This window comes from Streptomyces sp. WAC05292, assembly GCF_003949955.1.
GTDB classification, from domain to species: Bacteria; Actinomycetota; Actinomycetes; order Streptomycetales; family Streptomycetaceae; genus Streptomyces; species Streptomyces globosus.
Genome location: NZ_RPSE01000079.1, coordinates 1 through 20693, shown reverse-complemented (window position 1 = coordinate 20693; position 20693 = coordinate 1). Strand labels below are relative to the sequence as shown.

Below are 20693 nucleotides of genomic sequence, written 5' to 3'. Positions count from 1 at the left end.
CACGGGTGCGGGGGAGGGGCGCGTCATGGGGGACTGGCACGGCGGTGTGCTGATCGGGTTCGACCTGGAGACGACCGGGACGGAGCCGGGGGAGTCCCGGATCGTCACGGCCGCGGTCGTCGAGGTGCGGGCCGGCGAGGTGCTCGGGCGGCGCTGCTGGCTCGCGGACCCGGGGATACCGATCCCGCAGCAGGCCGCCGCCATCCACGGGATCAGCACGGAGCGGGCCGTCGCGGAGGGCCGCCCGGCGCGCGAGGTCGCCGAGGAGGTCGCCGGGGCGCTCGTCGGCCACTGGCGGCGGGGCGCCGTCGTCGTCGCCTACAACGCCGCGTTCGACCTGACCCTGCTCTCCGCCGAACTGGCCCGGTACGGGCTGCCGTCGCTCGCCGAGCGGCTCGGCGGCCCGGCGACCGGCCCGGTCGTCGACCCCCTCACCATCGACCGGGCGGTGGACCGCTACCGCCGGGGCAAGCGGACCCTGGAGGCCGCGTGCGCGGTGTACGGGGTGGTCCTGGACCGCGCGCACGACGCCGGGGCCGACGCCCTGGCGGCGGTGGAGGTGGCCCGCGCGATAGCCGCCCGGCACCCGCAGGTCGCCGCCCTCAGCCCGGACGCGCTGCACGCCCGGCAGGGCGCCTGGCACGAGCGCTGGGCCCGCGACTTCCAGTCCTACCTGCGCCGCCAGGGTGCCCCGGACGCGGTGGTCGACCCGGCGTGGCCGCTGCGCGGCGCGGTCCCCGCCCCGGCCTGACGCCGGCGGGCGCGGGTGCCGCCGCGCCGGTGGCGCGGTGTCAGAAGGCGTGCCAGCGGGCGGCGGTGTCGCCGGCCCGGAGGGAGGCCACCCGGTGGCGGAACTCGGCCAGGGCCCGGGGGTTGGCCGGGGCGTGCTGGGCCACCCAGGCGCAGCTGGCGGTCTCGCGGGCGCCGCGCAGGACCGCGCAGCCCTCCCAGTCGCGTACGTCCCACCCGTACGCGGCGGTGAACTCGCCGTACGCCGCGTCGGGGAGGCCGTACCGGTCGCGGGAGAGGGCCATCACCACCAGGTCGTGCTCGCGCAGGTCGGCGGAGACGGTCTCCAGGTCGACGAGGACCGGGCCGTCCGGGCCGGCGTGCACGTTGCGCGGCAGGGCGTCGCCGTGGATCGGGCCCGGCGGGAGGCAGGGGGTGAGGGCCGCCGCCGCGTCGGCGTAGGCGTCGCGGCGGGACCGCAGGAAGGCGGCGTCCGCGGGATCGACCGCGTCCCCGGCGAGCCGCAGCCAGCGCTCGACGCCGCCGAGCAGGTCCCGTGCGGGCAGGGCGAAGGGCGGTGCGGGCAGGGCGTGGAGCTGCCGCAGCAGTCGCGCGAGGTCGGCGGGGCCGGCCGGGCGGACCGCGTCCGGCAGCCGGTGCCACACGGTGACGGGGTGTCCGGCGACCAGCCGCGCCACGGGCTCCGCGGCCCGGACGGCCGGGATCCCGGCCTGCTCCAGCCAGGCCGCCACGGCGAGCTCCCGCTCTGCCCGCTGCAGCAGGGCCGCCTCGCGGCCGACCTTGACCACCAGGCCGCCCGTGCGGAAGACCGCGTTCTCGCCGAGCGCCAGCAGGGCCGGCTCCCCGGTGAACCCCGCCGCGTCCAACACGTCCCGGGCCAGCGCCTCGTCCATGCGGTGCCGTCGTCCCTCTCGCATCCCGCCGGCCGCCGTGCGCGGGGCCGGTCCGGCGGCCCAGTCTCGCACGCCCCGCCCCGGGGTCCGTGCGCGAAAACGGTTGAACGAGACGTCTCGTCTCGCTATGGTGGGTGCATGACCGCAGCGAAGCCCGCCCACATCGCCATGTTCTCCATCGCCGCCCACGGCCACGTCAATCCCAGCATCGAGGTGATCCGGGAGCTCGTCGCGCGCGGCCACCGCGTCAGCTACGCCATCCCCGCGTCCTTCGCGGAGAAGGTCGCCGAGACCGGCGCCACCCCCGTCGTGTGGACCTCCACCCTCCCCACCGACGACGAGCCCGAGGCCTGGGGCACCGAACTCATCGACAACATCGAGCCCTTCCTGGACGACGCGGTCCAGGCCCTGCCCCAGCTCGCCGCCGCGTTCGAAGGAGACGAGCCGGACCTGGTCCTGCACGACATCACCTCCTACCCGGCGCGCGTCCTGGCCCGCCGGTGGGGCGTCCCCGCCGTCTCCCTCTCCCCGAACCTGGTCGCCTGGGAGGGATACGAGGAGGAGGTGGCGGCCCCGATGACCGCCGAGCTGCGCGCCTCCGAGCGCGGGCGCGCGTACTACGCCCGCTTCTCCGCCTGGCTCGCCGAGAACGGCATCGACGAGCACCCCGACCGGTTCGTCGGCCGGCCCCGCCGCAGCATCGTGCTGATCCCGCGCGCCCTCCAGCCGCACGCGGACCGCGTCGACCCCGCCGTCCACACCTTCGTCGGCGCCTGCCAGGGCGACCGCACCGCTGAGGGCACCTGGCAGCGCCCGGAGGCCGCCGCCGGCAAGAAGGTGCTGCTCGTCTCGCTCGGCTCGACGTTCACCCGGCAGCCCGGCTTCTACCGGGCCTGCATCGAAGCCTTCGGGGACCTCCCCGACTGGCACGTCGTCCTCCAGATCGGCAGGTTCACCGACCCCGCCGACCTCGGCGGCGTCCCCGCGAACGTCGAGGTGCACCGCTGGGTGCCCCAGCTGGACGTCCTCCGGCAGGCCGACGCCTTCATCACCCACGCCGGCGCCGGCGGCAGCCAGGAGGGCCTCGCCACCGCGACCCCGATGGTCGCCGTCCCGCAGGCCGTCGACCAGTTCGGCAACGCCGACATGCTCCGGTCGCTGGGCGTCGCCCGGCACGTCCCCATGGACGAGGCGGACGCCGCCACCCTGCGGGAGGCCGTGCTCGCGCTGGTCGCGGACCCGGAGGTCGCCGCCCGCGCCGAGGCGGTCCGCGCCGAGATGGCAGCCGAGGGAGGAACCCGGCGCGCCGCCGACCTGATCGAGACTATCGTTCGAGGATGACCACCCGGACGGCGAAGAAGCCGTCGAACACCGCGTACGCCGCCCTGCTCCGCGGGGTCAACGTCGGAGGCAGCCGCAAGGTGCCCATGGCCGAGCTCCGCGAGGTCCTCGAAGGCCTCGGCCACGAGGCCGTCCGCACCTACCTCCAGAGCGGGAACGCCGTATTCACCAGCGCGCGGACCGACGCCGACGGGCTGGCCCGCGAACTGGAGCAGGCCATCCAGGCCCGCTTCGGCTTCGCGGTCGCCTGCCTCGTCCTCGACGGCGCCCGGCTGCGCGCCGTCGCAGATGCCTGCCCCTTCCCGGCCGCGGAGCTGGAGGGGAAGCAGCTGCACGCGACGTTCCTGTCGAAGCAGCCCGACGCCTCCCGGTTCGACGGGATCGACCGGGAGGCCCACCTCCCCGAGGAGTTCCGCCTCGGCGACCGGGTCCTCTACCTGTACGCCCCCGAGGGGCTCGGGCGCTCCAAGCTGGCGGAGGCCCTCGCCCGGCCCGCCCTCCTGCGGGGCATCGACGCGACGACCCGCAACTGGAACACGGTCGTGAAGCTCGTCGAGATGACATCCGCCTGACGGCCGCCGCCGGGTGGCGGCCGGACGCCCGGCGCGGGCCGGGCCCCGTCAGTCCCAGTCGATGTCGGCGAGGCCCTCCAGCGGGGCCCGCACCGCCGCCGACTCCGGCACCGCCACGGTCTCCGCGGCCGCCACCGCCGCGCCGAACCGGATCCCCGTCCGGCTCTCGACCTCGCCCACCGTGACCTGGAACACCCGGAACTCGTCCAGGTCGAGGGCCTCCGTCAGCACCAGGTCCTGTGTCAGCAGGAACGCCTTCGCCTTCAGAGCGCCCCGGTCGCCGTAGACGAGCACCTTCCAGAACTCGCGCGGTATCCGCACCCCGCGGAAGAGCCGGTCGTCGTCGTGGAACACCGGCCCGCCGAACGCGGTCACCCGCAGCCCGTCGACCCCCACCTCCTCGAACACCGCGTCCTCCAGGCGGCCCCAGACGCCGTCCCGCGGGCTCTGGTTGAAATCGTCCATCTGCGGAGTGATGTTGGTGTAGAAGAACGAGTCCCGGTTCGCCTGCCGGGCCTCCTCCAGCGGCCCCCACACCAGGTCGGCGCGGCGGGCGACGTGCCCGCGGTCCAGCCGGTTCGGCCTGCCGTCACGGTCCCGGTACAGCTCGTTGTCCACCTGCGCCGACGCCGGCAGCCGCGGGTCCAGGCGGAAGCGGATCCCGCGCCGGTCCAGCCGCTTCAGACTGCCGCCGTCGATGTTCCACCCCACCCACCGAGCGAACCGCCGGGAACCGCTCAGCGCCAGCGAGAAATGGGTGTACGGGACGACCTCGGAGCCGTCCAGCAGGACCGCGTCGTCCTTGACCTGCGGATCCAGGGCCGGCGGGGGCACAGCCACCGCCAGGAACCCCGGGTCGTAGCCTGCGGCGAGCCCGGACTCCGGGCCGAGCGGCCGGGGCGGGGCGGGTGCGTGGTTCGTGGCAGCCATCGTCAGGCTCCCTTCGCACAGGGAGTTCGGACGCGGGAAGCCCCGCCGGACCCCGCCGGGAAGGAGGCGCGGGGCCCCGCGGCGGACGGTCCGGGCGCACACCGGCGGGGGCTTCCCGCGCCGCGCGTGCACTTCCAGCGTACGGCGGCCACGGGCCGGGCGCGCCGGGAACTCCCCAGGCCGCACAGCCGACATGGGTGGTTGCGGCGTCAACCTCCCGGCCCGCGGCCGCAGTCCGGAGCGGCGGGCCCGAGCGGGGGGCCGGAGCAGCGGGGCGGACCAGGGGCCCGGACCAGGGGCCCGGAGCACAACCTTCCGGGGACCGCGTCGCACGGTGCCCGGCCGGTGTGCCAGGCTTCCCCGTCATGCGCTACATCATCATCGGCGCCGGTGCCATCGGCGCGACCATCGGCGGACGGCTCGCGGAAGCGGGCAGCGAGGTCGTCCTCGTCGCGCGCGGCGCGCACCGGGAGGCCCTCGCGGCGGACGGCCTGCGGCTCACCACGGCGGACGGGCCGCGGGTGCACCGGCTGCCCGTCGTCACCGGCCCGGCCGAACTCGGCGAACTGCGGCCCGACGACGTCCTGCTGCTCGCCGTCAAGACGCAGGACGCGATCGCCGCCCTCGACACCTGGGGCGCCGCCGAGGTCGCCGGCGGGGGCACCGCCGCGCAGCGGCTGCCCGTCCTGTGCGCGCAGAACGGCGTCGAGAGCGAGCGCCTCGCCCTGCGGCGCTTCGCCCGCGTGTACGGGGTGTGCGTGTGGCTGCCCGCCACCTTCACCGAGCCCGGCGCCGTGAGCGCGCTGTGCGCGCCGCTGACCGGCATCCTGCACCTCGGGCTCGCCGCGGGCGGTGCGGACGCGCGGGCCCGGCGGATCTCGGCGGACCTGGAGCGGGCGGGTTTCGGCGCGCCCGTCGTCACGGACGTGATGCGGTGGAAGTACGCCAAGCTGCTGGGCAACCTCGGCAACGCCGTCCAGGCCGCGACCGGCCCCGACCCCGACCCGGCCAAGGCCGCCCTGGTGCTGCGGGCCCGGCGCGAAGGGCGGGAGGCCCTCCTGGCGGCGGGCATCCCGTACGCCTCCGACGCCGAGGAGGCGGAGGCGCGCGAGGGGAAGGTCCGGCAGCCGGACGCGGTGCGCGGCGGATCGTCCTGGCAGTCCCTGTACCGGGGCACGGGCACGATCGAGGCGGACTACCTCAACGGGGAGGTGTGCCTGCTCGGCCGGCTGCACGGGGTGCCGACGCCGGTGAACGAGACGCTGCGGCACGCGGCGAACATCTTCGCCCGGGAAGGCCTCCCGCCCGGCTCGATGTCGATCGCCGACCTGACGGCGCTGGCCGACGAGGCCGCCGCCCGCGCATAGGCGCGGCGCGGGTGGGGGGCCGACGGGATTCGAACCCGCGGGGCCCGGCGCCAGGTCCGGCTGCCGGCACCGCTCGACCGCGGTGCGGGGGACCTCCCGCACCGCGGGCTGCAATGGCCCGCTCTGCCACAACCCCCCACCCTGCGGGCCCGCGCGCGGACCGCGGCCCCACGCGACGCGGCGGCGGCGATGTCCCGCCCCGGAATTTCCGCGGGCGGCCGCCTACGCCGACAGCCGGTGCGCGCGGCCGCCCGCGGCCGCCGCCCCGTCGTAGCGGGCCAGCAGCAGCCGGGCCACCTCGGGGGCCGCGCCGAGCACGCCGGCCAGGACGTCCGCGCCGGCCTCCGCGGCGCCGGCCGCGATCCGGTCCGGCAGCCGCCCGGGGGCGATCACGTACGGGGCCACCGCGACGCGCCGCACCCCCTCGGCGCGCAGGGCCCGTACGGCGTCCTCCGTACGGGGAAGAGCGGCGGAGGCGAACGCAGGCCGCACGGCGCACCAACCGGTGTGCCGCCACTCCCGCGCGATTTCAGCGATCACTGCGATCGCCTCCGGGTCCGAGGAGCCGGCGGACGCGAGCACCACCGCGGTGGAGGCCCGGTCCGCGGCCGTGATGCCCGCCTCCGCCAGACGGCGCTCCAGCGCCGCCGTCAGCAGCGGGGAGGGGCCGAGGACGTCGGCGACCCGCACCGTCTGCCCGGGCAGCCGGGACCGGGCCTCCGACAGCACCGCGGGGATGTCGGCCTTGGCGTGGAAGGCGCGCGTGAGCAGCAGCGGCAGGGCGGTGACGTCGCGGACGCCGTCGGCGTGCAGCGCGGCCAGCACCTGCTCGACGCGGGGCGCGTTGAAGTCCAGGAAGGCGGTCTCCACGCGCAGCCCCGGCCGCAGTGCCCGGACGCGCCGGGTGAGGGCGTGCACGGTCGCCGCGTGCCGCGGGTCGCGGCTGCCGTGGGCGATGACGAGGAGGGCGGGGGCGGGGGGCATGCCGGTCAGCTCCGCGCCAGCAGGCCGCGGCTGCGCAGCACCCACCGCTCGACCGGGCTGAAGATCAGCAGGTCGATCGCGATGCCGACGACCAGGATGAGGATGATCGCGAGGAAGACGCCGGGCAGGTCGATGTTGTTGCGCCCGTTCTCCAGCAGCTGGCCGAGGCCGAGGCCGAGGTCGGGAGAGGAGGCGATGATCTCGGCTGCCATCAGGGAGCGCCAGGAGAACGCCCAGCCCTGCTTCAGACCGGCGAGGTAGCCCGGCAGGGCGGCCGGCATCACGACATGCCACACGCCCTTGATCCCGGTGGCGCCGAGGGTGCGGCCGGCCCGCAGGAACAGCGGCGGCACCTGGTCGACGCCGGCGACGAGCCCGTTGGCGATGGACGGGACGGCGCCGAGCAGGATGACGGTGAACATCATGGCGTCGTTCAGGCCGAACCACAGCACCGCCGGCGGCACCCACGCCACGGACGGCAGGGACTGCAGTCCGGAGAGGATCGGTCCGATCGCGGCGCGGACGAACTTCACGCGCGCCACCAGCAGGCCGAGCGGGGTGCCGATGGCCAGGGCCAGCAGGAAGCCGAGGAGGCCGCGGGAGACGGAGGTCCAGATCACCTCGAACAGGGTGCCCTTCAGCCACATGTCGGCCAGGCTGTCGCCGACCGCGGACAGCGGCGGCAGCTTCGCCTCGTCGGTGACGCCCGCCGAGACGAGGACCTGCCAGACGGCGAGGACCAGCGTGACGGCGAGGACCGGCGGAAGCACCTTGCGGAACAGGACCTCGCGGACCGGGGTGCGGCGGATCTCGACGGCGTCGAGCGCGTCGAGCCCGGCTTCGAGGCCGGCGAGGTCGTCCGCCTTCGCCTTCGTTTCAGTGCTGGCCATGGCGGCGGATCTCCCCACGCAGGTGCTCGGTGATCTCAAGGGACAGTTCCGCGACGTCCGCGTCCTCGATGCGGCGCGGCTGCGGGATGCCGACGGTCCACTCCTTCGCGACCCTGCCGGGGCGGGAGGAGAGCAGGACCACCCGCTGGGCGAGGCGCACGGCCTCGCGCACGTTGTGGGTGACGAACAGGACGGAGAGCTCGGTCTCCTCCCAGATGCGGGTCAGCTCGCCGTGCAGGACGTCCCGGGTGATGGCGTCGAGGGCGGCGAACGGCTCGTCCATGAGCAGCAGCCGGCTGTCCTGGGCGAGCGCGCGAGCCATGGCGACGCGCTGGCGCATGCCTCCGGACAGCTCGTGGACCCGCTTGCCGTACGCGCCGCCGAGGCGGACGAGCTCCAGCAGGCGCTCGGCCTCCGCCTTGCGGTCGGACTTCGCAACGCCGCGCAGCCGCAGGGCGAGTTCGATGTTCTTGCCGGCGGTCAGCCAGGGGAAGAGGGCGTGCTCCTGGAACATCAGGGCGGGCCGGCCGGCGGTCTCGATGGTGCCGGAGGTGGGCCGGTCGAGGCCGGCGACCAGGTTGAGGAGGGTGGACTTGCCGCAGCCCGAGGCCCCCAGGATGGTGACGAACTCGCCGGGTGCGACGTCGAGGCTGATGTCGTCCAGCACGAGCTGCGATCCGGCCGGGCCGGAGAAGGACTTCGAGACGTGCTCGATCCGGGCGGCGCTCGCGGCCGCCGCGACGGCGTCCTCGGCGGCCGCGGCAAGCGTGGTGGCCATGGTCGTCACCTCCTGGGGGATGCGTTCGGGGGCTTACTTGGCGCCGAGACCGGCGTCGGAGACCTCGGGCTTGCCGGACTCCTTCAGCACCTTGTTCAGGAGCGTCAGGTCGTAGATGCCGGCCAGTTCGGGCCGCTCGATGAGCTTGGCCGCCACCGCGTCCTCGGCCTGCGCCTTGAGGGTGCCGGCCAGCGGGTCGTCGGTGACGAGGATGCTCTTCCACGCCGGGTCGATGATCTTCGCGTCGAGTTCCTTGCCGGTCTCGGCCTTCAGGGCCGCGTTCGCGGAGGCCTTGGCCCTCTCCGGGTCGGCGTTGATCCACTCGTTCGTCTTGACGGTGCCCCTGAGCACGGCCTCGACGACGTCCGGGTGCTCCTTCAGGAACTTCTGCGACACGATCACGTTGGTGATGACGAACTTCTTGTCGGGCCAGAGCTCGGTCTCGTCGAGGAGGACCGAGGCACCCTCGGAGACCAGCTTCGACGCGGTCGGCTCGGGCACCCAGGCGCCGTCGATCGAACCCTGCTTGAAGGCGTCGGGGGTCACCTTGTTGTCGGTGCGGACGACGGAGACGTCTCCCTTTCCGGACTCCGGGTCGACCTTCCAGCCCTTCTCCGAGATCCAGTTGAGGAACGCGACGTCCTGCGTGTTCCCCTTCTGCGGGGTGGCGATCCGCTTGCCCTTGAGGTCGTCGAGCGTCTTGATCCGGTCGGGGTTGACGACCAGCTTCACGCCGCCGGAGGCGGAGCCGGAGACGATCCGCAGGTTCTGGCCCTTGGACTTGACGTAGCCGTTGACGGACGGCGAGGGGCCGATGAACCCGATGTCCAGGGAGCCGCCGTTCAGGGCCTCGATCTCGGACGGACCCGCGTTGAACGCCTGCGCCTTGAGCTTGGTGCCGCCGAGCTCCTTCGCGATCAGGCCCTCCTGGAGGCCGACCAGCGCGGTGGCGTGCGTCAGGTTCGGGAAGTAGCCGATGCGGACCTCGGGGGCGGACAGCGCCGCTCCGGAGCCGGACGCGGCGCCCGCCTTCCTGTCGTCCGCGGTCTCGGCCTGGGAGCCGTAGCCGCAGGAGGCGAGCGCGCCGATCAGCAGCGGCAGCGCGGAGGCGGCGGCGAGGCCGCGGCGCAGCGCCTTGCGGGCGGTGGTGCGGGTGGTGGCAGGCACGGGAGGGCTTCCTCTCGTGACGTCGTCCTCAGGACGCACGTCTTCGTCTGTGGAGCGAGGCCGGATCGGGCTCGCGGCGGTCACGCGGGGAGGGGGCGCGCAGGCAGTGCGCGTACGTCATCGCGCACATCGCGCCACTCCTCCCTGGCCGCTGCCGACGGCGCCGCTGCCCACGCGGCCGCCCTCCTTCGCGAACGTCGAGTAGATGTCGCCGAACACGGTCAGAAGTCCCAGCCCTCGTCGTCGGCGGCCGGGGCGGCCTCCGCCCGGGAGGCGAAGGACTCGCCGGCCATGCCCGCCGCCAGCGTCGTGCCGTCCTGCGGGTCGATCAGCAGGAACGAGCCCGTCCGGCGGGAGTCGGCGTACGCGTCGAGCGCGAGCGGCTCGGCCGTGCGGACGACGACGCGGCCGATGTCGTTGGCGACGAGCCGCCCCGGCTCGGGGTGCTGGGAGAGGTCGTCCAGGGTCAGCCGGGAGGGGATCTCCTTGACGATCGCCTTCACCGTGCGGGTGGTGTGCTTCAGCAGCACCCGCGCGCCCACCGTCAGCGGCTGGTCGGCGACGTGGCAGACGGTCGCCTCGACGTCCTGCGTGGTCGCCGGCGCCGTCGCGGTCGGGGCGATCAGGTCGCCGCGCGAGATGTCGATGTCGTCCTTCAGTCGGAGCGTGACCGACTGCGGAGCCCAGGCGATGTCCACGCTCCCGCCGAGGGCGTCGATGCCCTCGATCACCGACGTCCGGCCCGACGGCAGGACCGTCACCGGCTCGCCGACGCGCAGCACGCCGGAGGCGATCTGGCCGGCGTAGCCGCGGTAGTCGGGGTGCTCGGCGGTCTGCGGGCGGATCACGTACTGGACGGGGAACCGCGCCGGGCAGGCGGTCAGGTCGTGGCTGACCGGGACCGTCTCCAGGTGCTCCAGGACCGTCGGGCCGCCGTACCAGTCCATGTGCGCGGACGGCTCCACCACGTTGTCCCCGGCCAGCGCCGAGATCGGGATCGCCGTGATCTCCGGCACGCCCAGCTCGGAGGCGTACGCGGTGAACTCCTCGGCGATCGCAGCGAAGACGGGTTCCCGGTATCCGACGAGGTCCATCTTGTTCACGGCCAGGACCACGTGCGGGACGCGCAGCAGGGCCGCGACCGCGGCGTGCCGGCGGGTCTGCTCGACGACGCCGTTGCGGGCGTCGACGAGGACCACGGCCAGCTCGGCGGTCGAGGCGCCGGTGACCATGTTCCGCGTGTACTGCACGTGCCCGGGGGTGTCGGCGAGGATGAACCGGCGGCGGGCGGTCGCGAAGTAGCGGTAGGCCACGTCGATCGTGATGCCCTGCTCGCGCTCGGCCCGCAGGCCGTCGGTCAGCAGTGCCAGGTCGGGCGTGTTCTGCCCGCGGTCGGCGGACACCCGCTCGACGGCCTCCAGCTGGTCCTCCAGGACCGACTTGGAGTCGTGCAGCAGGCGGCCGACCAGGGTGGACTTGCCGTCGTCGACGGAGCCCGCGGTCGCGAAGCGCAGCAGCGTCGTCGCGCTGAGCTGCTCGGTGGTGCTGGTCATGGCTAGAAGTACCCTTCGCGCTTGCGGTCTTCCATCGCGGCCTCGGAGAGCTTGTCGTCGGCCCGGGTCGCGCCCCGCTCGGTGAGGCGGGAGACGGCGATCTCGGCGATCACCGCGTCGAGCGTGTCGGCGTCGGAGTCGACGGCGCCGGTGCAGGACATGTCGCCGACGGTGCGGTAGCGGACCAGCCGCTTCTCCACCGTCTCGCCGTCCTTCGGGCCGCCCCAGTCGCCCGCCGTCAGCCACATGCCGCTCCGGGCGAACACCTCGCGCTCGTGGGCGAAGTAGATCTCCGGCAGCTCGATGCCCTCGCGGGCGATGTACTGCCACACGTCCAGCTCGGTCCAGTTCGACAGCGGGAACACGCGGACGTGCTCGCCGGGGGCGTGCCGGCCGTTGTACAGCTGCCACAGCTCCGGGCGCTGGCGGCGCGGGTCCCACTGGGAGAACTCGTCGCGCAGGGAGAACACCCGCTCCTTCGCGCGGGCCTTCTCCTCGTCGCGGCGGCCGCCGCCGAACACGGCGTCGAAGCGGTGCTGCTGGATCGCCTCCGTCAGCGGGACCGTCTGCAGCGGGTTGCGGGTGCCGTCCGGACGCTCCTTCAGCTTCCCCGCGTCGATGTACTCCTGCACGGACGCCACGTGCAGGCGCAGGCCGTGCGCGGCGACCGTGCGGTCGCGGTAGTCGATGACCTCGGGGAAGTTGTGCCCGGTGTCGACGTGCAGCAGCGCGAACGGCACCGGCGCCGGCGCGAACGCCTTCAGCGCCAGGTGCAGCATGACGATGGAGTCCTTGCCGCCGGAGAACAGGATCACCGGCTTCTCGAACTCGCCCGCCACCTCGCGGAAGATGTGCACGGCCTCCGACTCCAGGGAGTCCAGGTGCGAGAGCGCGTACGGCGCGTCGGCGTCCGACTCGGTGTGCGGGTGCGCGGCGGTGGCGGTCATGCCAGACCCCTCTCGGTGAGCAGCGCGTGCAGGGCGTCGGCCGACTCCCGCACGGACTGGGTGTGCGACTCGATGCGGAGGTCCGGCGACTGCGGGGCCTCGTACGGGTCGTCGACGCCGGTCAGCCCGGAGATCTCGCCCGCGGCCTGCTTGGCGTACAGGCCCTTCACGTCCCGTACGGAGCACACCTCGACCGGGGTCGCGACGTGCACCTCCAGGTAGGCGGTGCCGGCCCCGGCGTGGCGCTTCCGCACGGCCTCGCGGCTGTCGGCGTACGGGGCGATGACGGGGACCAGGGCCTTGACGCCGTTGCTCGCGAGGAGTTCGGCGACGAAGCCGATCCGCTGCACGTTGGTGTCGCGGTCCGCGCGGTCGAAGCCGAGGCCGGCGGAGAGGAACTCGCGGATCTCGTCGCCGTCGAGGACCTCCACCCGGTGGCCCTCGCCGCGCAGCCGCTCGGCGAGCGCGTAGGCGATGGTGGTCTTGCCCGCGCTGGGCAGACCGGTCAGCCACACGGTGGCTCCCTGGCCGGTCACGCTCATCCCGTTCTCTTTCCCGTTCGGTTCCGTCGTCGTCCGCGTCGTCTGCGATGTGTGAGTCGTCTGCGTGGTCATCAGCCGTGCAGCCCGCACTCGGTCTTGGCCCGGCCGGCCCAGCGGCCGGCCCGCGCGTCCTCGCCCTCCGCCGTGCGGCGGGTGCAGGGGGCGCAGCCGACGGACGTGTAGCCGTCCGTCAGCAGGGGGTTGGTCAGGACGCCGTGCTCGGCGACGTACGCGTCCACGTCGTCCTGCGTCCAGCGCGCGATGGGGGAGACCTTGACCTTGCGCCGCTTCTCGTCCCAGCCGACCACCGGGGTGTTCGCCCGGGTGGGGGACTCGTCGCGGCGCAGGCCCGTCGCCCACGCGTCGTACGCGGTCAGGCCCTCCTCCAGCGGCCTGACCTTGCGCAGGGCGCAGCACAGGTCCGGGTCGCGCTCGTACAGGCGCGGGCCGTGCTCGGCGTCCTGCTCGGCGACCGTCTGCCGCGGGGTGAGGGTGATGACGTTGACGTCCATCACGGCCTCGACCGCGTCGCGGGTGCCGATGGTCTCCTCGAAGTGGTAGCCGGTGTCGAGGAAGACCACGTCGACGCCGGGGAACGCACGGGACGCGAGGTGCGCGACGACGGCGTCCTCCATGGAGGAGGTCACGCAGAACCGCGGGCCGAAGGTGTCGGCGGCCCAGCGGAGGATCTCCAGCGGGGAGGCGTCCTCCAGGTCCCGCCCGGCCTGCTCGGCGAGCGTCCTCAGGTCGCGCCCGGCGTCCGGCTGCTGGTCGGCGGTCATATCGCTTCCCCTCCCGTGGATTGCGTCCGCAGCCCGCGGGCCAGCAGGCCGAGGTACTTCAGCCGGAAGGCCCGGTTGCAGGACCTGCACTCCCACGCTCCGTGGCCCTGCTCGTTCGGGAACAGGTCCTCGTCGCCGCAGTACGGGCAGAAGAACGGTGCGGCGCGCTCGCTCATGACAGGCTCTCGTCGCTCGCGCGGCCGACCCACGTGGCGAAGCGCTCGCCGTCCTCGCGCTGCTCCTGGAAGCGCCGGACGACCCGCTCGACGTAGTCGGGCAGCCCGTCCTTGGTGACCTTCAGGCCGCGGACCTTGCGGCCGAAGCCGGCCTCCAGGCCGAGGGCGCCGCCGAGGTGGACCTGGTAGCCCTCCACCTGGTTGCCGTCGTCGTCCAGGACGAGCTGGCCCTTGAGGCCGATGTCGGCGACCTGGATGCGGGCGCAGGCGTTGGGGCAGCCGTTGATGTTGATGGTGAGCGGCTCGTCGAAGTCCGGCAGGCGGCGCTCCAGTTCGTCGATCAGGGAGGCGCCGCGCGCCTTCGTCTCGACGATGGCGAGCTTGCAGAACTCGATGCCGGTGCAGGCCATCGTGCCGCGCCGGAACGGCGAGGGCGTGACCTGGAGGTCGAGCGCCTCCAGCGCGGAGACCGCCGAGTCGATCCGGGCCTCCTCGACGTCCAGCAGGATCATCTTCTGGTCGGCGGTGGTGCGCAGGCGCCCCGAGCCGTGCTGCTCGGCGACCTCGGCGATCTTGGTGAGGGTGGCGCCGTCGACGCGGCCCACGCGCGGGGCGAAGCCGACGTAGAAGCGGCCGTCCTTCTGGCGGTGCACTCCCATGTGGTCGCGCCACCGGCCGGAGGGCTCCGGCGGGGCGGGGCCGTCGGTCAGCTTCCGCTTCAGGTACTCGTCCTCCAGGACGCGGCGGAACCTCTCCGCGCCCCAGTCGGCGACGAGGAACTTCAGGCGGGCGCGGTTGCGCAGGCGGCGGTAGCCGTAGTCGCGGAAGATCGAGATGACGCCCTCGAAGACGTCGGGGACCTCGTCCAGGGAGACCCAGGCGCCCAGGCGGACGCCGAGCTTGGGGTTGGTGGAGAGGCCGCCGCCCACCCACACGTCGAATCCCGGTCCGCGCTCGGGGTGGTGCACGCCGACGAACGCGACGTCGTTGATCTCGTGCGCCACGTCGAGGAGCGGCGAGCCGGAGATCGCGGACTTGAACTTGCGGGGCAGGTTCGAGAACTCCTTGTTGCCGACGATGCGGCGGTGGATCTCGTCGATCGCCGGGGTGCCGTCGACGATCTCGTCCTCGGCGATGCCGGCGACCGGGGAGCCGAGGATGACGCGGGGCGTGTCACCGCAGGCCTCGGTGGTGGACAGGCCGACCGCCTCCAGGCGGCGCCAGATCTCCGGGACGTCCTCGATGCGGATCCAGTGGTACTGCACGTTCTGACGGTCGGTGAGGTCGGCCGTGCCGCGGGCGAACTCCTCGGAGATCTCACCGATCACACGGAGCTGCTCGGTGGTCAGCCGGCCGCCGTCGATGCGGACGCGCAGCATGAAGAACTTGTCGTCGAGCTCCTCCGGCTCCAGGACCGCGGTCTTGCCGCCGTCGATCCCGGGCTTGCGCTGCGTGTAGAGGCCCCACCAGCGCATGCGGCCGCGCAGGTCGTTGGGGTCGATCGAGTCGAATCCGGTCTTGGAGTAGATCGTCTCAATGCGTGTCCGCACGTTGAGACCGTCGTCGTCCTTCTTGAACTGCTCGTTGCCGTTGAGGGGGGTGTGGTGTCCGACGGCCCACTGGCCCTCGCCGCGGTGACGGCCGGGCTTGCGGCGCGCGGAGGCGGGTGTTTCGGGGGTGGCGGCCATGGCGGTACGTCCTTCTTCGGCGGCTCAGTGCAAAGGGCAGGGGGAGTCGGCGGCGCGGCCCCCGTGACGTTTCCTACGCTGAGCAGGTGCGGCTGATCGCCGCCCGGTGCCGGTTGTGCCGGTGTGCGGGGCGGTGTCGGGCCTTCAGGGGACTGGCGGTGTGCGGCGCGACCGCGACGACGCTGTGCGGTGCGCGCTGTGCGGCGTCGGCTGGTTCCGTCAGCTCGCCGGACAGATGGCGCTGGACATGCGGCCGAGGTCGACGTGCCGCCGACTCACCAAGGCTGTTCCAGCTCCATTCATGGCCGAAGCGTGTCATGGGGCGATTGGAGGAGTCCACTACTGTCCATGATGCGGACGAAGTGGTCTCGCCATGCGGGACGACGTGACGGCGGTCACGTGCGGGAGTGACGGGCGGGGCGGGTGGTTCCCATCGACCTGTCCGGCCGCCGTCCGCCGGTCGCCCGCCGCCCGCCCCGTCGCGCCGTCCGCCGGTCGTCCCGCCGCGCCGTCCGCCGCCGTCCCCTTCGGCGGTGCTACGCGCCGGGCCAGGGGCCGGGCGTCGGGGTGTACTCCTTCTCCTCCGTCTCGGTCCGGAAGACCTTGAATCCGCGCCGCAGGTAGTTGTCCATCGCCGTCGGCCCGTCCTGGCTGCACGTGTGCACCCACACCCGGCGCGTCGGTTCCCGGTCCGGCCAGCGCTCGGCCAGCGACCACGCGGCGGCCACGCCCACGGAGAGCAGGTGCCCGCCGATGCGGCGGCCCCGGAAGTCCGGCAGCAGCCCGAAGTACATGATCTCGACCACGCCGTCGTCCTGCGGGTCAAGCTCCACGAACCCGGCGGGTGTCCCGCGCTCGTACGCCACCCAGGTCTCCACGCCCGGACGTCCGAGGTGCTCCGCCCACTCGGCGCGGCTCAGCGACAGCCGGTCCGTCCAGTGGATGTCACCGCCGACCGCCGTGTACAGGAAGCGGCTGAACTCCGGCGAGGGGACTTCCGCCCGTCGGACGGCTATCTCGGATCCCGGGACGGCGGAGGGGGAGAGGTCGTCCGGGGAGGTCATCTCCAGGGACCAGGTGGTCAGTGTGATGGTGCTCATGCACGTCAGGGAACCATGCCCGGCGCCGCCGGGCCCAGGCGGGCCCCGACCACGGCCGGCGCCGTCGAGTGCGGCAGCAGCCCCGCCGGGTCGGCGGGGCGCAGCAGCTCCACCTCGACCCCCTCCGCGAACCGGTACGGCCGGTGCGCCAGCACCCCCGCCAGGTGCCGCCGCACCCGCGACAGCTCCGCCCGCACCGTCACCGTCCGCGTCGGGTCCCCGAACAGCTCCTGCGCCAGCTCCGCCGCCGACCGGCCCCGCGGGCTCTCCGCCAGCAGGAAGAGCAGCTCCGCGTGGCGCGGGGTCAGGTCCAGCGACCAGCTGCCCGAGGCCCCGTACACCGTGGCCGTCCAGGACCGCGGCCGGCTGAGGTCCAGGACCACCCGGCTCGCCGCGGCCCCCGCCGCCGGCGCCTCGGCGACGCGCAGCAGCCAGCCCCCGGGCAGCGGCTCCACCGTGCACTGCCCCAGCTGCGGCACCCACGCCCGCCCCGGCCCGAAGCCCTTCGGCAGCGGGATCCGCTCCGCCGGCGCCGGCCCCGTCACCGCCGCGGTCCAGCCGTGCGGGTCCACCGCCACCGCCCGCCCGGGCAGCCGGGCCAGCAGCGGCGCCGCCACCGCCCGCAGCCGCTCCAGCGACTCCAGGTGCCGGACCCGCAGCTCCCGCTCCGCGAGACGGGCCACCGAGCTCACCCACGCCAGCGTCGCCGGGTGCATCGTCGCCAGCGGCCCGCTCACGTCGACCACGCCGAGCAGCCGCCCGTCCCGCGGGTCGTGCAGCGGCGCCCCGGCACACGTCCACGCGTGGTGGCTGGAGACGAAGTGCTCCGCCGAGAACACCTGCACCGGCCGCCGCGCCACCAGCGCCGTCCCGACGCCGTTCGTCCCGACGACCGCCTCCGCCCAGTCGGCCCCCACCGCGAAGCCCAGCCGGTCCGCCGCCCGCAGCACCGGCGCCGCGCCCTCCCGCCACAGCAGCCGCCCCTCGGCATCGGCGACGACCAGGATGTGCAGGGCGGTGTCCAGCGTCGGCAGCAGCCCCTCCCGCAGCACCGGCAGCAGCTCCCGCAGCGGCGACCCCTGCCGCCGCTCCTCCGTCTCCGCCGACGACAGCAGCCTCGAGCGCGCGTCCCGGTCCGGGTGCACCCCCGACGCCAGCATCCGCCGCCACGACGCGGCGATCTCCGGGCGCGGCTGCGCCGGCGGCCGCTCCCCGGCCAGCGCGGCCGCCCGCACGCCCCTCAGCAGGCGCGTCGCCTCCCGCGGGTCCATGGCCGAGATGCGCGCCACATCGACCGTGCTGCCAGCGGTGTCGGCCACCGGAACCTCCCCGTGCGGAACAGGACGTGCCAGAACGTGCGCGAGCCTCCCGGGCGGGCCCGCCCGGGCGCTCCGCGCACGCCGCGGCAGCCCAACGGCAGCCCCTGTCGCACCCGGTGGACGGCTCACGCCCCAGAGGGTTGCAACGGTATGCAACTCTCGCCAAGTCCCGGCCGGCCGACCCAGACTGTCCCGACGCCGCACAGCGGCGTGACAGCTCCTCCTCGGGGCTTTCCCGGCCGGGGGTGGTGCCGGGTCGGCGCGGCGCCACCCCCGCCCGGTCACACGGGTCCGGATTGCGGTCCGGGGCGGTTTGGGGACCGCCCCCGCCCGCGATCCGCACCCGTCCCGCAGCCCGATCCGCGCCCGTCAGCCACCGGGTTCGCGCCCCCGCGCACCCGGTCCCGTACCCCTCTCCTACGCACCGGCCGTCCGCGGGCCGGCTCCGGCGCGCAGCCCTTCCCGTCGGTGCCGTCGACGGGCCGCCGCACCATCTGCGTACCCCGTTCGGTCAGTCGTGCGCCGCGGCCCCCGCGCCCGTACGCAGGGGGCCCGCCCGCATCGCCGTACGGGCGTACCGGCGGAGGTGGCGCGGCCGGCCCCCACGGGGCCCGCCGGGCGGCGGCCGGCGCCGGTCGCCGGCGGTGCGGGCGGGGGCTGCCGGGCGGATACCGTAAGGACGTGCAGCCAGCAGAAGAAACACCCGAGCGGGTCCCCGGGCGGCGGTCCGGGCGGCTCCACCGGGCCCGCGCCCTCTACCGCAACGTCTCCAAGCGGAGGATGGCGTGGCTGCTGCTGAAAGACACGGTGAACTCCTGCATCGAGTACCGCATCCTCGGCCTCGCCGCCGAGGCCGCATTCTTCACCCTGCTGTCCCTGCCGCCCCTCTTCCTCGGCCTGCTCGGCGTCCTCGGCTACGTCGACGGCTGGACCGGCGGCACCGTCGTGGCGTCCATCGAGGAGAACATCCTGCGCGCGGTCGGCACCGTCCTCTCCGACCGCGGCGTCAACGAGATCGCCCGGCCGATGCTCGACGACGTCACCCGCGGCGGCCGCCCCGACCTCATCTCCCTCGGCTTCGCCTTCGCCCTCTGGTCCGGCTCGCGCGCCGTCAACGTCTTCATCGACACCATCACCGTCATGTACGGACTGGACGGGCACAGGGGCATCGTCAAGACCAGGCTGCTCGCCTTCCTGCTGTACGTGATCGCGCTCGTGATCGGCGCCATCGTGCTGCCCCTGATGGTGGCCGGGCCCGACGCGGTGGTGCGCTGGGTGCCCTGGAGCGCCGAGGTGATCGCGGTGCTGTACTGGCCGACGGTCACCCTGCTCTCCATCGTCTTCCTGACCACCCTCTACCACGTGTCCGTGCCCGTGCGCTCGCCGTGGATCGAGGACGTGCCGGGGGCGCTGGTGGCCCTCGCGATGTGGGTGGTCGGCTCCTTCCTGCTGAGGCTCTACCTCATCAACACCGTCGAGGGGCCGACCATCTACGGCTCGCTGGCCGCCCCCGTCGCGGTGCTGCTGTGGATCGGCGTGTCCGCGTTCGCGGTGCTGGTGGGCGCCGCCGTCAACGCCGCCATCGACCGGGTCTGGCCGTCGGTGGCCACGGCCGCGGCACGCGAGGCGAACGAACGCGCCCGGGAGGCGGAGGCCGCCCAGCTCATCGCGCGCGCCGCGGCCTGGCGGGCGCTGGCCGAGGGCGAGTCCGAGGACGAGGACGACGGCGAGCCCGACGCCGGGATGCCGTCCGAGTTCCCCGAGCGGTGGTCGAAGTTCCTGCCGCCGGAGGACTACACGGCCCGGCTGCGCAAGCACTGAAAAAAGGTTGGCGCGGCCGCCGCCGATCTTGCTACGGTTCCACCGGTTTCACTGGTTCCGCGACGCGTTCGCCGCGGACCGCAGCCGTTTCGTCCCGACCCGGAGGTGAGTTCATTGATGACTGTCGCTGCGCTCGGTGCTGCCCGCACCCACCAGACCGTCAATGCAGCTTCCGTGGTCTCCGGCTGACCCGACACCTCTCGACTCTTCGCGCGCCCGACGGGCCCGCGCGGCCGGGGCCACCCTCCGAAGGGTTCCCCTTGTCTCTCTCCTCTGCTTCCTCTTCCTCTTCTTCCTCCGCGCTCGCCGCGCTCGGCTGGGACGACGCATGGGCCGCCGAGTTCGCCCCGTACGCCGTGCAGGGCCTGCTGCCCGGGCGGGTCGTGCGCGTCGACCGCGGCCAGTGCGACGTCGTCACCGCGGACGGCACCGTGCGCGCGGACACCGCCTTCGTCACCCCGCACGACCCGCTGCGGGTCATCTGCACCGGCGACTGGGCGGCGGTGGAGCCGTCCGGCAACCCGCGCTACGTGAAGGCGTACCTGCCGCGCCGGACCGCGTTCGTGCGCTCCACGTCATCGCAGCGGTCCGAAGGCCAGATCCTCGCCGCCAACGTCGACCACGCGATCATCGCCGTCTCGCTGGCCGTCGAGCTCGACCTCGGCCGCATCGAGCGGTTCCTGGCCCTGGCCTGGGAATCGGGCGCGCAGCCGCTCGTCGTGCTCACCAAGGCGGACCTCGTCCCGGACCCGGCCACCCGCGCGTACCTGGTCCAGGACGTCGAGGCGGCGGCGCCCGGCGTGCAGGTCCTGACGGTGTCCTCGCTGACCGGCGACGGCATGGACGTCCTCGCGGCGGTCGTCGCGGACGGCACGAGCGTCCTGCTCGGCATCTCCGGCGCCGGCAAGTCCACCCTGGCCAACGCGCTCCTCGGCGCGGACGTCATGGAGGTCCGGGCGACCCGGGAGGTCGACGGCAAGGGCCGCCACACGACCACCACCCGCAACCTCCTCGCGCTGCCCGGCGGGGGCGTCCTGATCGACACCCCCGGTCTGCGCGGCGTCGGCCTGTGGGACGCGGAGGCGGGCGTCGG

20 protein-coding genes and 1 pseudogene are annotated in these 20693 nt (G+C 74.2%); 6 read left to right on the top strand and 15 right to left on the bottom strand.

Features of this window, described 5'->3' with window-relative positions; genetic code table 11:
• The first annotated feature begins 25 nt into the window (after positions 1 to 25).
• Entirely contained in the window at positions 26 to 751 is a 726-nt protein-coding gene (locus EF903_RS12055) for a 3'-5' exonuclease (RefSeq protein ID WP_125543206.1), read from the top strand.
• A gap of 40 nt (positions 752 to 791) precedes the next feature.
• Here EF903_RS12055 and EF903_RS12050 read toward each other — a convergent pair whose 3' ends face one another.
• Complete coding sequence (locus EF903_RS12050) at positions 792 to 1643, bottom strand: phosphotransferase enzyme family protein (protein WP_125543205.1); 852 nt, start codon at positions 1641 to 1643, stop codon at positions 792 to 794.
• 103 nt (positions 1644 to 1746) lie between these two features.
• Here EF903_RS12050 and mgt point away from each other — a divergent pair.
• Both mgt and EF903_RS12040 read left to right on the top strand, forming a co-directional pair.
• A pseudogene (gene mgt / locus EF903_RS12045) lies at positions 1747 to 2984 on the top strand (macrolide-inactivating glycosyltransferase).
• On the top strand, positions 2981 to 3556 hold the full coding sequence (locus EF903_RS12040) for a DUF1697 domain-containing protein (RefSeq protein WP_125543203.1): 576 nt from the start codon (positions 2981 to 2983) through the stop codon (positions 3554 to 3556). The pseudogene mgt and the gene EF903_RS12040 overlap by 4 nt, the downstream one beginning before the upstream one ends.
• A 48-nt stretch (positions 3557 to 3604) precedes the next feature.
• On the opposite strand, the gene EF903_RS12035 is transcribed toward EF903_RS12040, so the two are convergent.
• Positions 3605 to 4486, bottom strand: a complete 882-nt coding sequence (locus tag EF903_RS12035) for a DNA/RNA non-specific endonuclease (protein ID WP_260615104.1) — start codon at positions 4484 to 4486, stop codon at positions 3605 to 3607.
• Between the two features lie 365 nt (positions 4487 to 4851).
• Between EF903_RS12035 and EF903_RS12030 the strand changes: the two genes are divergently transcribed.
• Complete coding sequence (locus EF903_RS12030; protein ID WP_125543201.1) at positions 4852 to 5853, top strand: ketopantoate reductase family protein; 1002 nt, start codon at positions 4852 to 4854, stop codon at positions 5851 to 5853.
• Positions 5854 to 6075: 222 nt separating this feature from the next.
• On the opposite strand, the gene EF903_RS12025 is transcribed toward EF903_RS12030, so the two are convergent.
• The 13 genes from EF903_RS12025 to EF903_RS11970 form a co-directional block, all read right to left on the bottom strand.
• Positions 6076 to 6837: a sirohydrochlorin chelatase gene (locus tag EF903_RS12025; protein ID WP_125543200.1), complete on the bottom strand. Its 762-nt coding sequence runs from the start codon at positions 6835 to 6837 to the stop codon at positions 6076 to 6078.
• A 5-nt stretch (positions 6838 to 6842) separates the two neighbouring features.
• A complete protein-coding gene (locus EF903_RS12020) occupies positions 6843 to 7727 on the bottom strand; it encodes an ABC transporter permease (protein ID WP_125543199.1) in 885 nt (294 codons plus the stop codon).
• On the bottom strand, positions 7714 to 8505 hold the full coding sequence (locus EF903_RS12015; protein ID WP_125543198.1) for an ABC transporter ATP-binding protein: 792 nt from the start codon (positions 8503 to 8505) through the stop codon (positions 7714 to 7716). Before EF903_RS12015 ends, EF903_RS12020 begins: the two co-directional genes overlap by 14 nt.
• A gap of 33 nt (positions 8506 to 8538) precedes the next feature.
• Positions 8539 to 9672: an aliphatic sulfonate ABC transporter substrate-binding protein gene (locus tag EF903_RS12010; protein WP_125543197.1), complete on the bottom strand. Its 1134-nt coding sequence runs from the start codon at positions 9670 to 9672 to the stop codon at positions 8539 to 8541.
• Between the two features lie 221 nt (positions 9673 to 9893).
• Complete coding sequence (locus EF903_RS12005) at positions 9894 to 11225, bottom strand: sulfate adenylyltransferase subunit 1 (RefSeq protein WP_125543196.1); 1332 nt, start codon at positions 11223 to 11225, stop codon at positions 9894 to 9896.
• Positions 11226 to 11227: 2 nt separating this feature from the next.
• Positions 11228 to 12172, bottom strand: a complete 945-nt coding sequence (gene cysD / locus EF903_RS12000) for a sulfate adenylyltransferase subunit CysD (protein ID WP_125543195.1) — start codon at positions 12170 to 12172, stop codon at positions 11228 to 11230.
• The gene (gene cysC / locus EF903_RS11995; protein WP_125543194.1) at positions 12169 to 12714 is read right to left on the bottom strand and encodes an adenylyl-sulfate kinase; all 546 of its coding nucleotides are present in this window, start codon (positions 12712 to 12714) and stop codon (positions 12169 to 12171) included. Before cysC ends, cysD begins: the two co-directional genes overlap by 4 nt.
• Positions 12715 to 12785: 71 nt before the next feature.
• Positions 12786 to 13496, bottom strand: a complete 711-nt coding sequence (locus EF903_RS11990) for a phosphoadenylyl-sulfate reductase (RefSeq protein WP_125543193.1) — start codon at positions 13494 to 13496, stop codon at positions 12786 to 12788.
• Positions 13493 to 13672, bottom strand: a complete 180-nt coding sequence (locus tag EF903_RS11985) for a hypothetical protein (RefSeq protein ID WP_125543192.1) — start codon at positions 13670 to 13672, stop codon at positions 13493 to 13495. Before EF903_RS11985 ends, EF903_RS11990 begins: the two co-directional genes overlap by 4 nt.
• A complete protein-coding gene (locus tag EF903_RS11980; RefSeq protein ID WP_125543191.1) occupies positions 13669 to 15360 on the bottom strand; it encodes a nitrite/sulfite reductase in 1692 nt (563 codons plus the stop codon). The genes EF903_RS11985 and EF903_RS11980 overlap by 4 nt, the downstream gene beginning before the upstream one ends.
• 219 nt (positions 15361 to 15579) lie before the next feature.
• Positions 15580 to 15663 carry a putative leader peptide gene (locus tag EF903_RS35855; RefSeq protein ID WP_312845914.1) on the bottom strand — a complete coding sequence of 28 codons (84 nt, stop codon included), beginning with the start codon at positions 15661 to 15663 and terminating at the stop codon, positions 15580 to 15582.
• A 233-nt stretch (positions 15664 to 15896) separates the two neighbouring features.
• Positions 15897 to 16460 carry a GNAT family N-acetyltransferase gene (locus EF903_RS11975; RefSeq protein WP_125543190.1) on the bottom strand — a complete coding sequence of 188 codons (564 nt, stop codon included), beginning with the start codon at positions 16458 to 16460 and terminating at the stop codon, positions 15897 to 15899.
• Between the two features lie 5 nt (positions 16461 to 16465).
• Positions 16466 to 17731 carry a GAF domain-containing protein gene (locus EF903_RS11970; protein ID WP_125543207.1) on the bottom strand — a complete coding sequence of 422 codons (1266 nt, stop codon included), beginning with the start codon at positions 17729 to 17731 and terminating at the stop codon, positions 16466 to 16468.
• Between the two features lie 729 nt (positions 17732 to 18460).
• Between EF903_RS11970 and EF903_RS11965 the strand changes: the two genes are divergently transcribed.
• Together EF903_RS11965 and rsgA are read left to right on the top strand one after the other, a co-directional pair.
• Positions 18461 to 19600, top strand: a complete 1140-nt coding sequence (locus tag EF903_RS11965) for a YihY/virulence factor BrkB family protein (protein WP_125543189.1) — start codon at positions 18461 to 18463, stop codon at positions 19598 to 19600.
• A 260-nt stretch (positions 19601 to 19860) separates the two neighbouring features.
• Positions 19861 to 20693 (top strand): GTPase RsgA (gene rsgA / locus EF903_RS11960; RefSeq protein WP_125543188.1); only part of this gene is annotated, 833 nt, incomplete at its 3' end.

What these genes read in the sequence shown, in the direction of transcription:
- EF903_RS12055 (WP_125543206.1), top strand. Translation starts at nt 26, where the DNA reads ATGGGGGACTGGCACGGCGGTGTGCTGATCGGGTTCGACCTGGAGACG.
- EF903_RS12050 (WP_125543205.1), bottom strand. Translation starts at nt 1,643, where the DNA reads ATGGACGAGGCGCTGGCCCGGGACGTGTTGGACGCGGCGGGGTTCACC.
- EF903_RS12040 (WP_125543203.1), top strand. Translation starts at nt 2,981, where the DNA reads ATGACCACCCGGACGGCGAAGAAGCCGTCGAACACCGCGTACGCCGCC.
- EF903_RS12035 (WP_260615104.1), bottom strand. Translation starts at nt 4,486, where the DNA reads ATGGCTGCCACGAACCACGCACCCGCCCCGCCCCGGCCGCTCGGCCCG.
- EF903_RS12030 (WP_125543201.1), top strand. Translation starts at nt 4,852, where the DNA reads ATGCGCTACATCATCATCGGCGCCGGTGCCATCGGCGCGACCATCGGC.
- EF903_RS12025 (WP_125543200.1), bottom strand. Translation starts at nt 6,837, where the DNA reads ATGCCCCCCGCCCCCGCCCTCCTCGTCATCGCCCACGGCAGCCGCGAC.
- EF903_RS12020 (WP_125543199.1), bottom strand. Translation starts at nt 7,727, where the DNA reads ATGGCCAGCACTGAAACGAAGGCGAAGGCGGACGACCTCGCCGGCCTC.
- EF903_RS12015 (WP_125543198.1), bottom strand. Translation starts at nt 8,505, where the DNA reads ATGGCCACCACGCTTGCCGCGGCCGCCGAGGACGCCGTCGCGGCGGCC.
- EF903_RS12005 (WP_125543196.1), bottom strand. Translation starts at nt 11,225, where the DNA reads ATGACCAGCACCACCGAGCAGCTCAGCGCGACGACGCTGCTGCGCTTC.
- cysD (WP_125543195.1), bottom strand. Translation starts at nt 12,172, where the DNA reads ATGACCGCCACCGCCGCGCACCCGCACACCGAGTCGGACGCCGACGCG.
- cysC (WP_125543194.1), bottom strand. Translation starts at nt 12,714, where the DNA reads ATGAGCGTGACCGGCCAGGGAGCCACCGTGTGGCTGACCGGTCTGCCC.
- EF903_RS11990 (WP_125543193.1), bottom strand. Translation starts at nt 13,496, where the DNA reads ATGACCGCCGACCAGCAGCCGGACGCCGGGCGCGACCTGAGGACGCTC.
- EF903_RS11985 (WP_125543192.1), bottom strand. Translation starts at nt 13,672, where the DNA reads ATGAGCGAGCGCGCCGCACCGTTCTTCTGCCCGTACTGCGGCGACGAG.
- EF903_RS11980 (WP_125543191.1), bottom strand. Translation starts at nt 15,360, where the DNA reads ATGGCCGCCACCCCCGAAACACCCGCCTCCGCGCGCCGCAAGCCCGGC.
- EF903_RS35855 (WP_312845914.1), bottom strand. Translation starts at nt 15,663, where the DNA reads ATGAATGGAGCTGGAACAGCCTTGGTGAGTCGGCGGCACGTCGACCTC.
- EF903_RS11975 (WP_125543190.1), bottom strand. Translation starts at nt 16,460, where the DNA reads ATGAGCACCATCACACTGACCACCTGGTCCCTGGAGATGACCTCCCCG.
- EF903_RS11970 (WP_125543207.1), bottom strand. Translation starts at nt 17,731, where the DNA reads ATGGACCCGCGGGAGGCGACGCGCCTGCTGAGGGGCGTGCGGGCGGCC.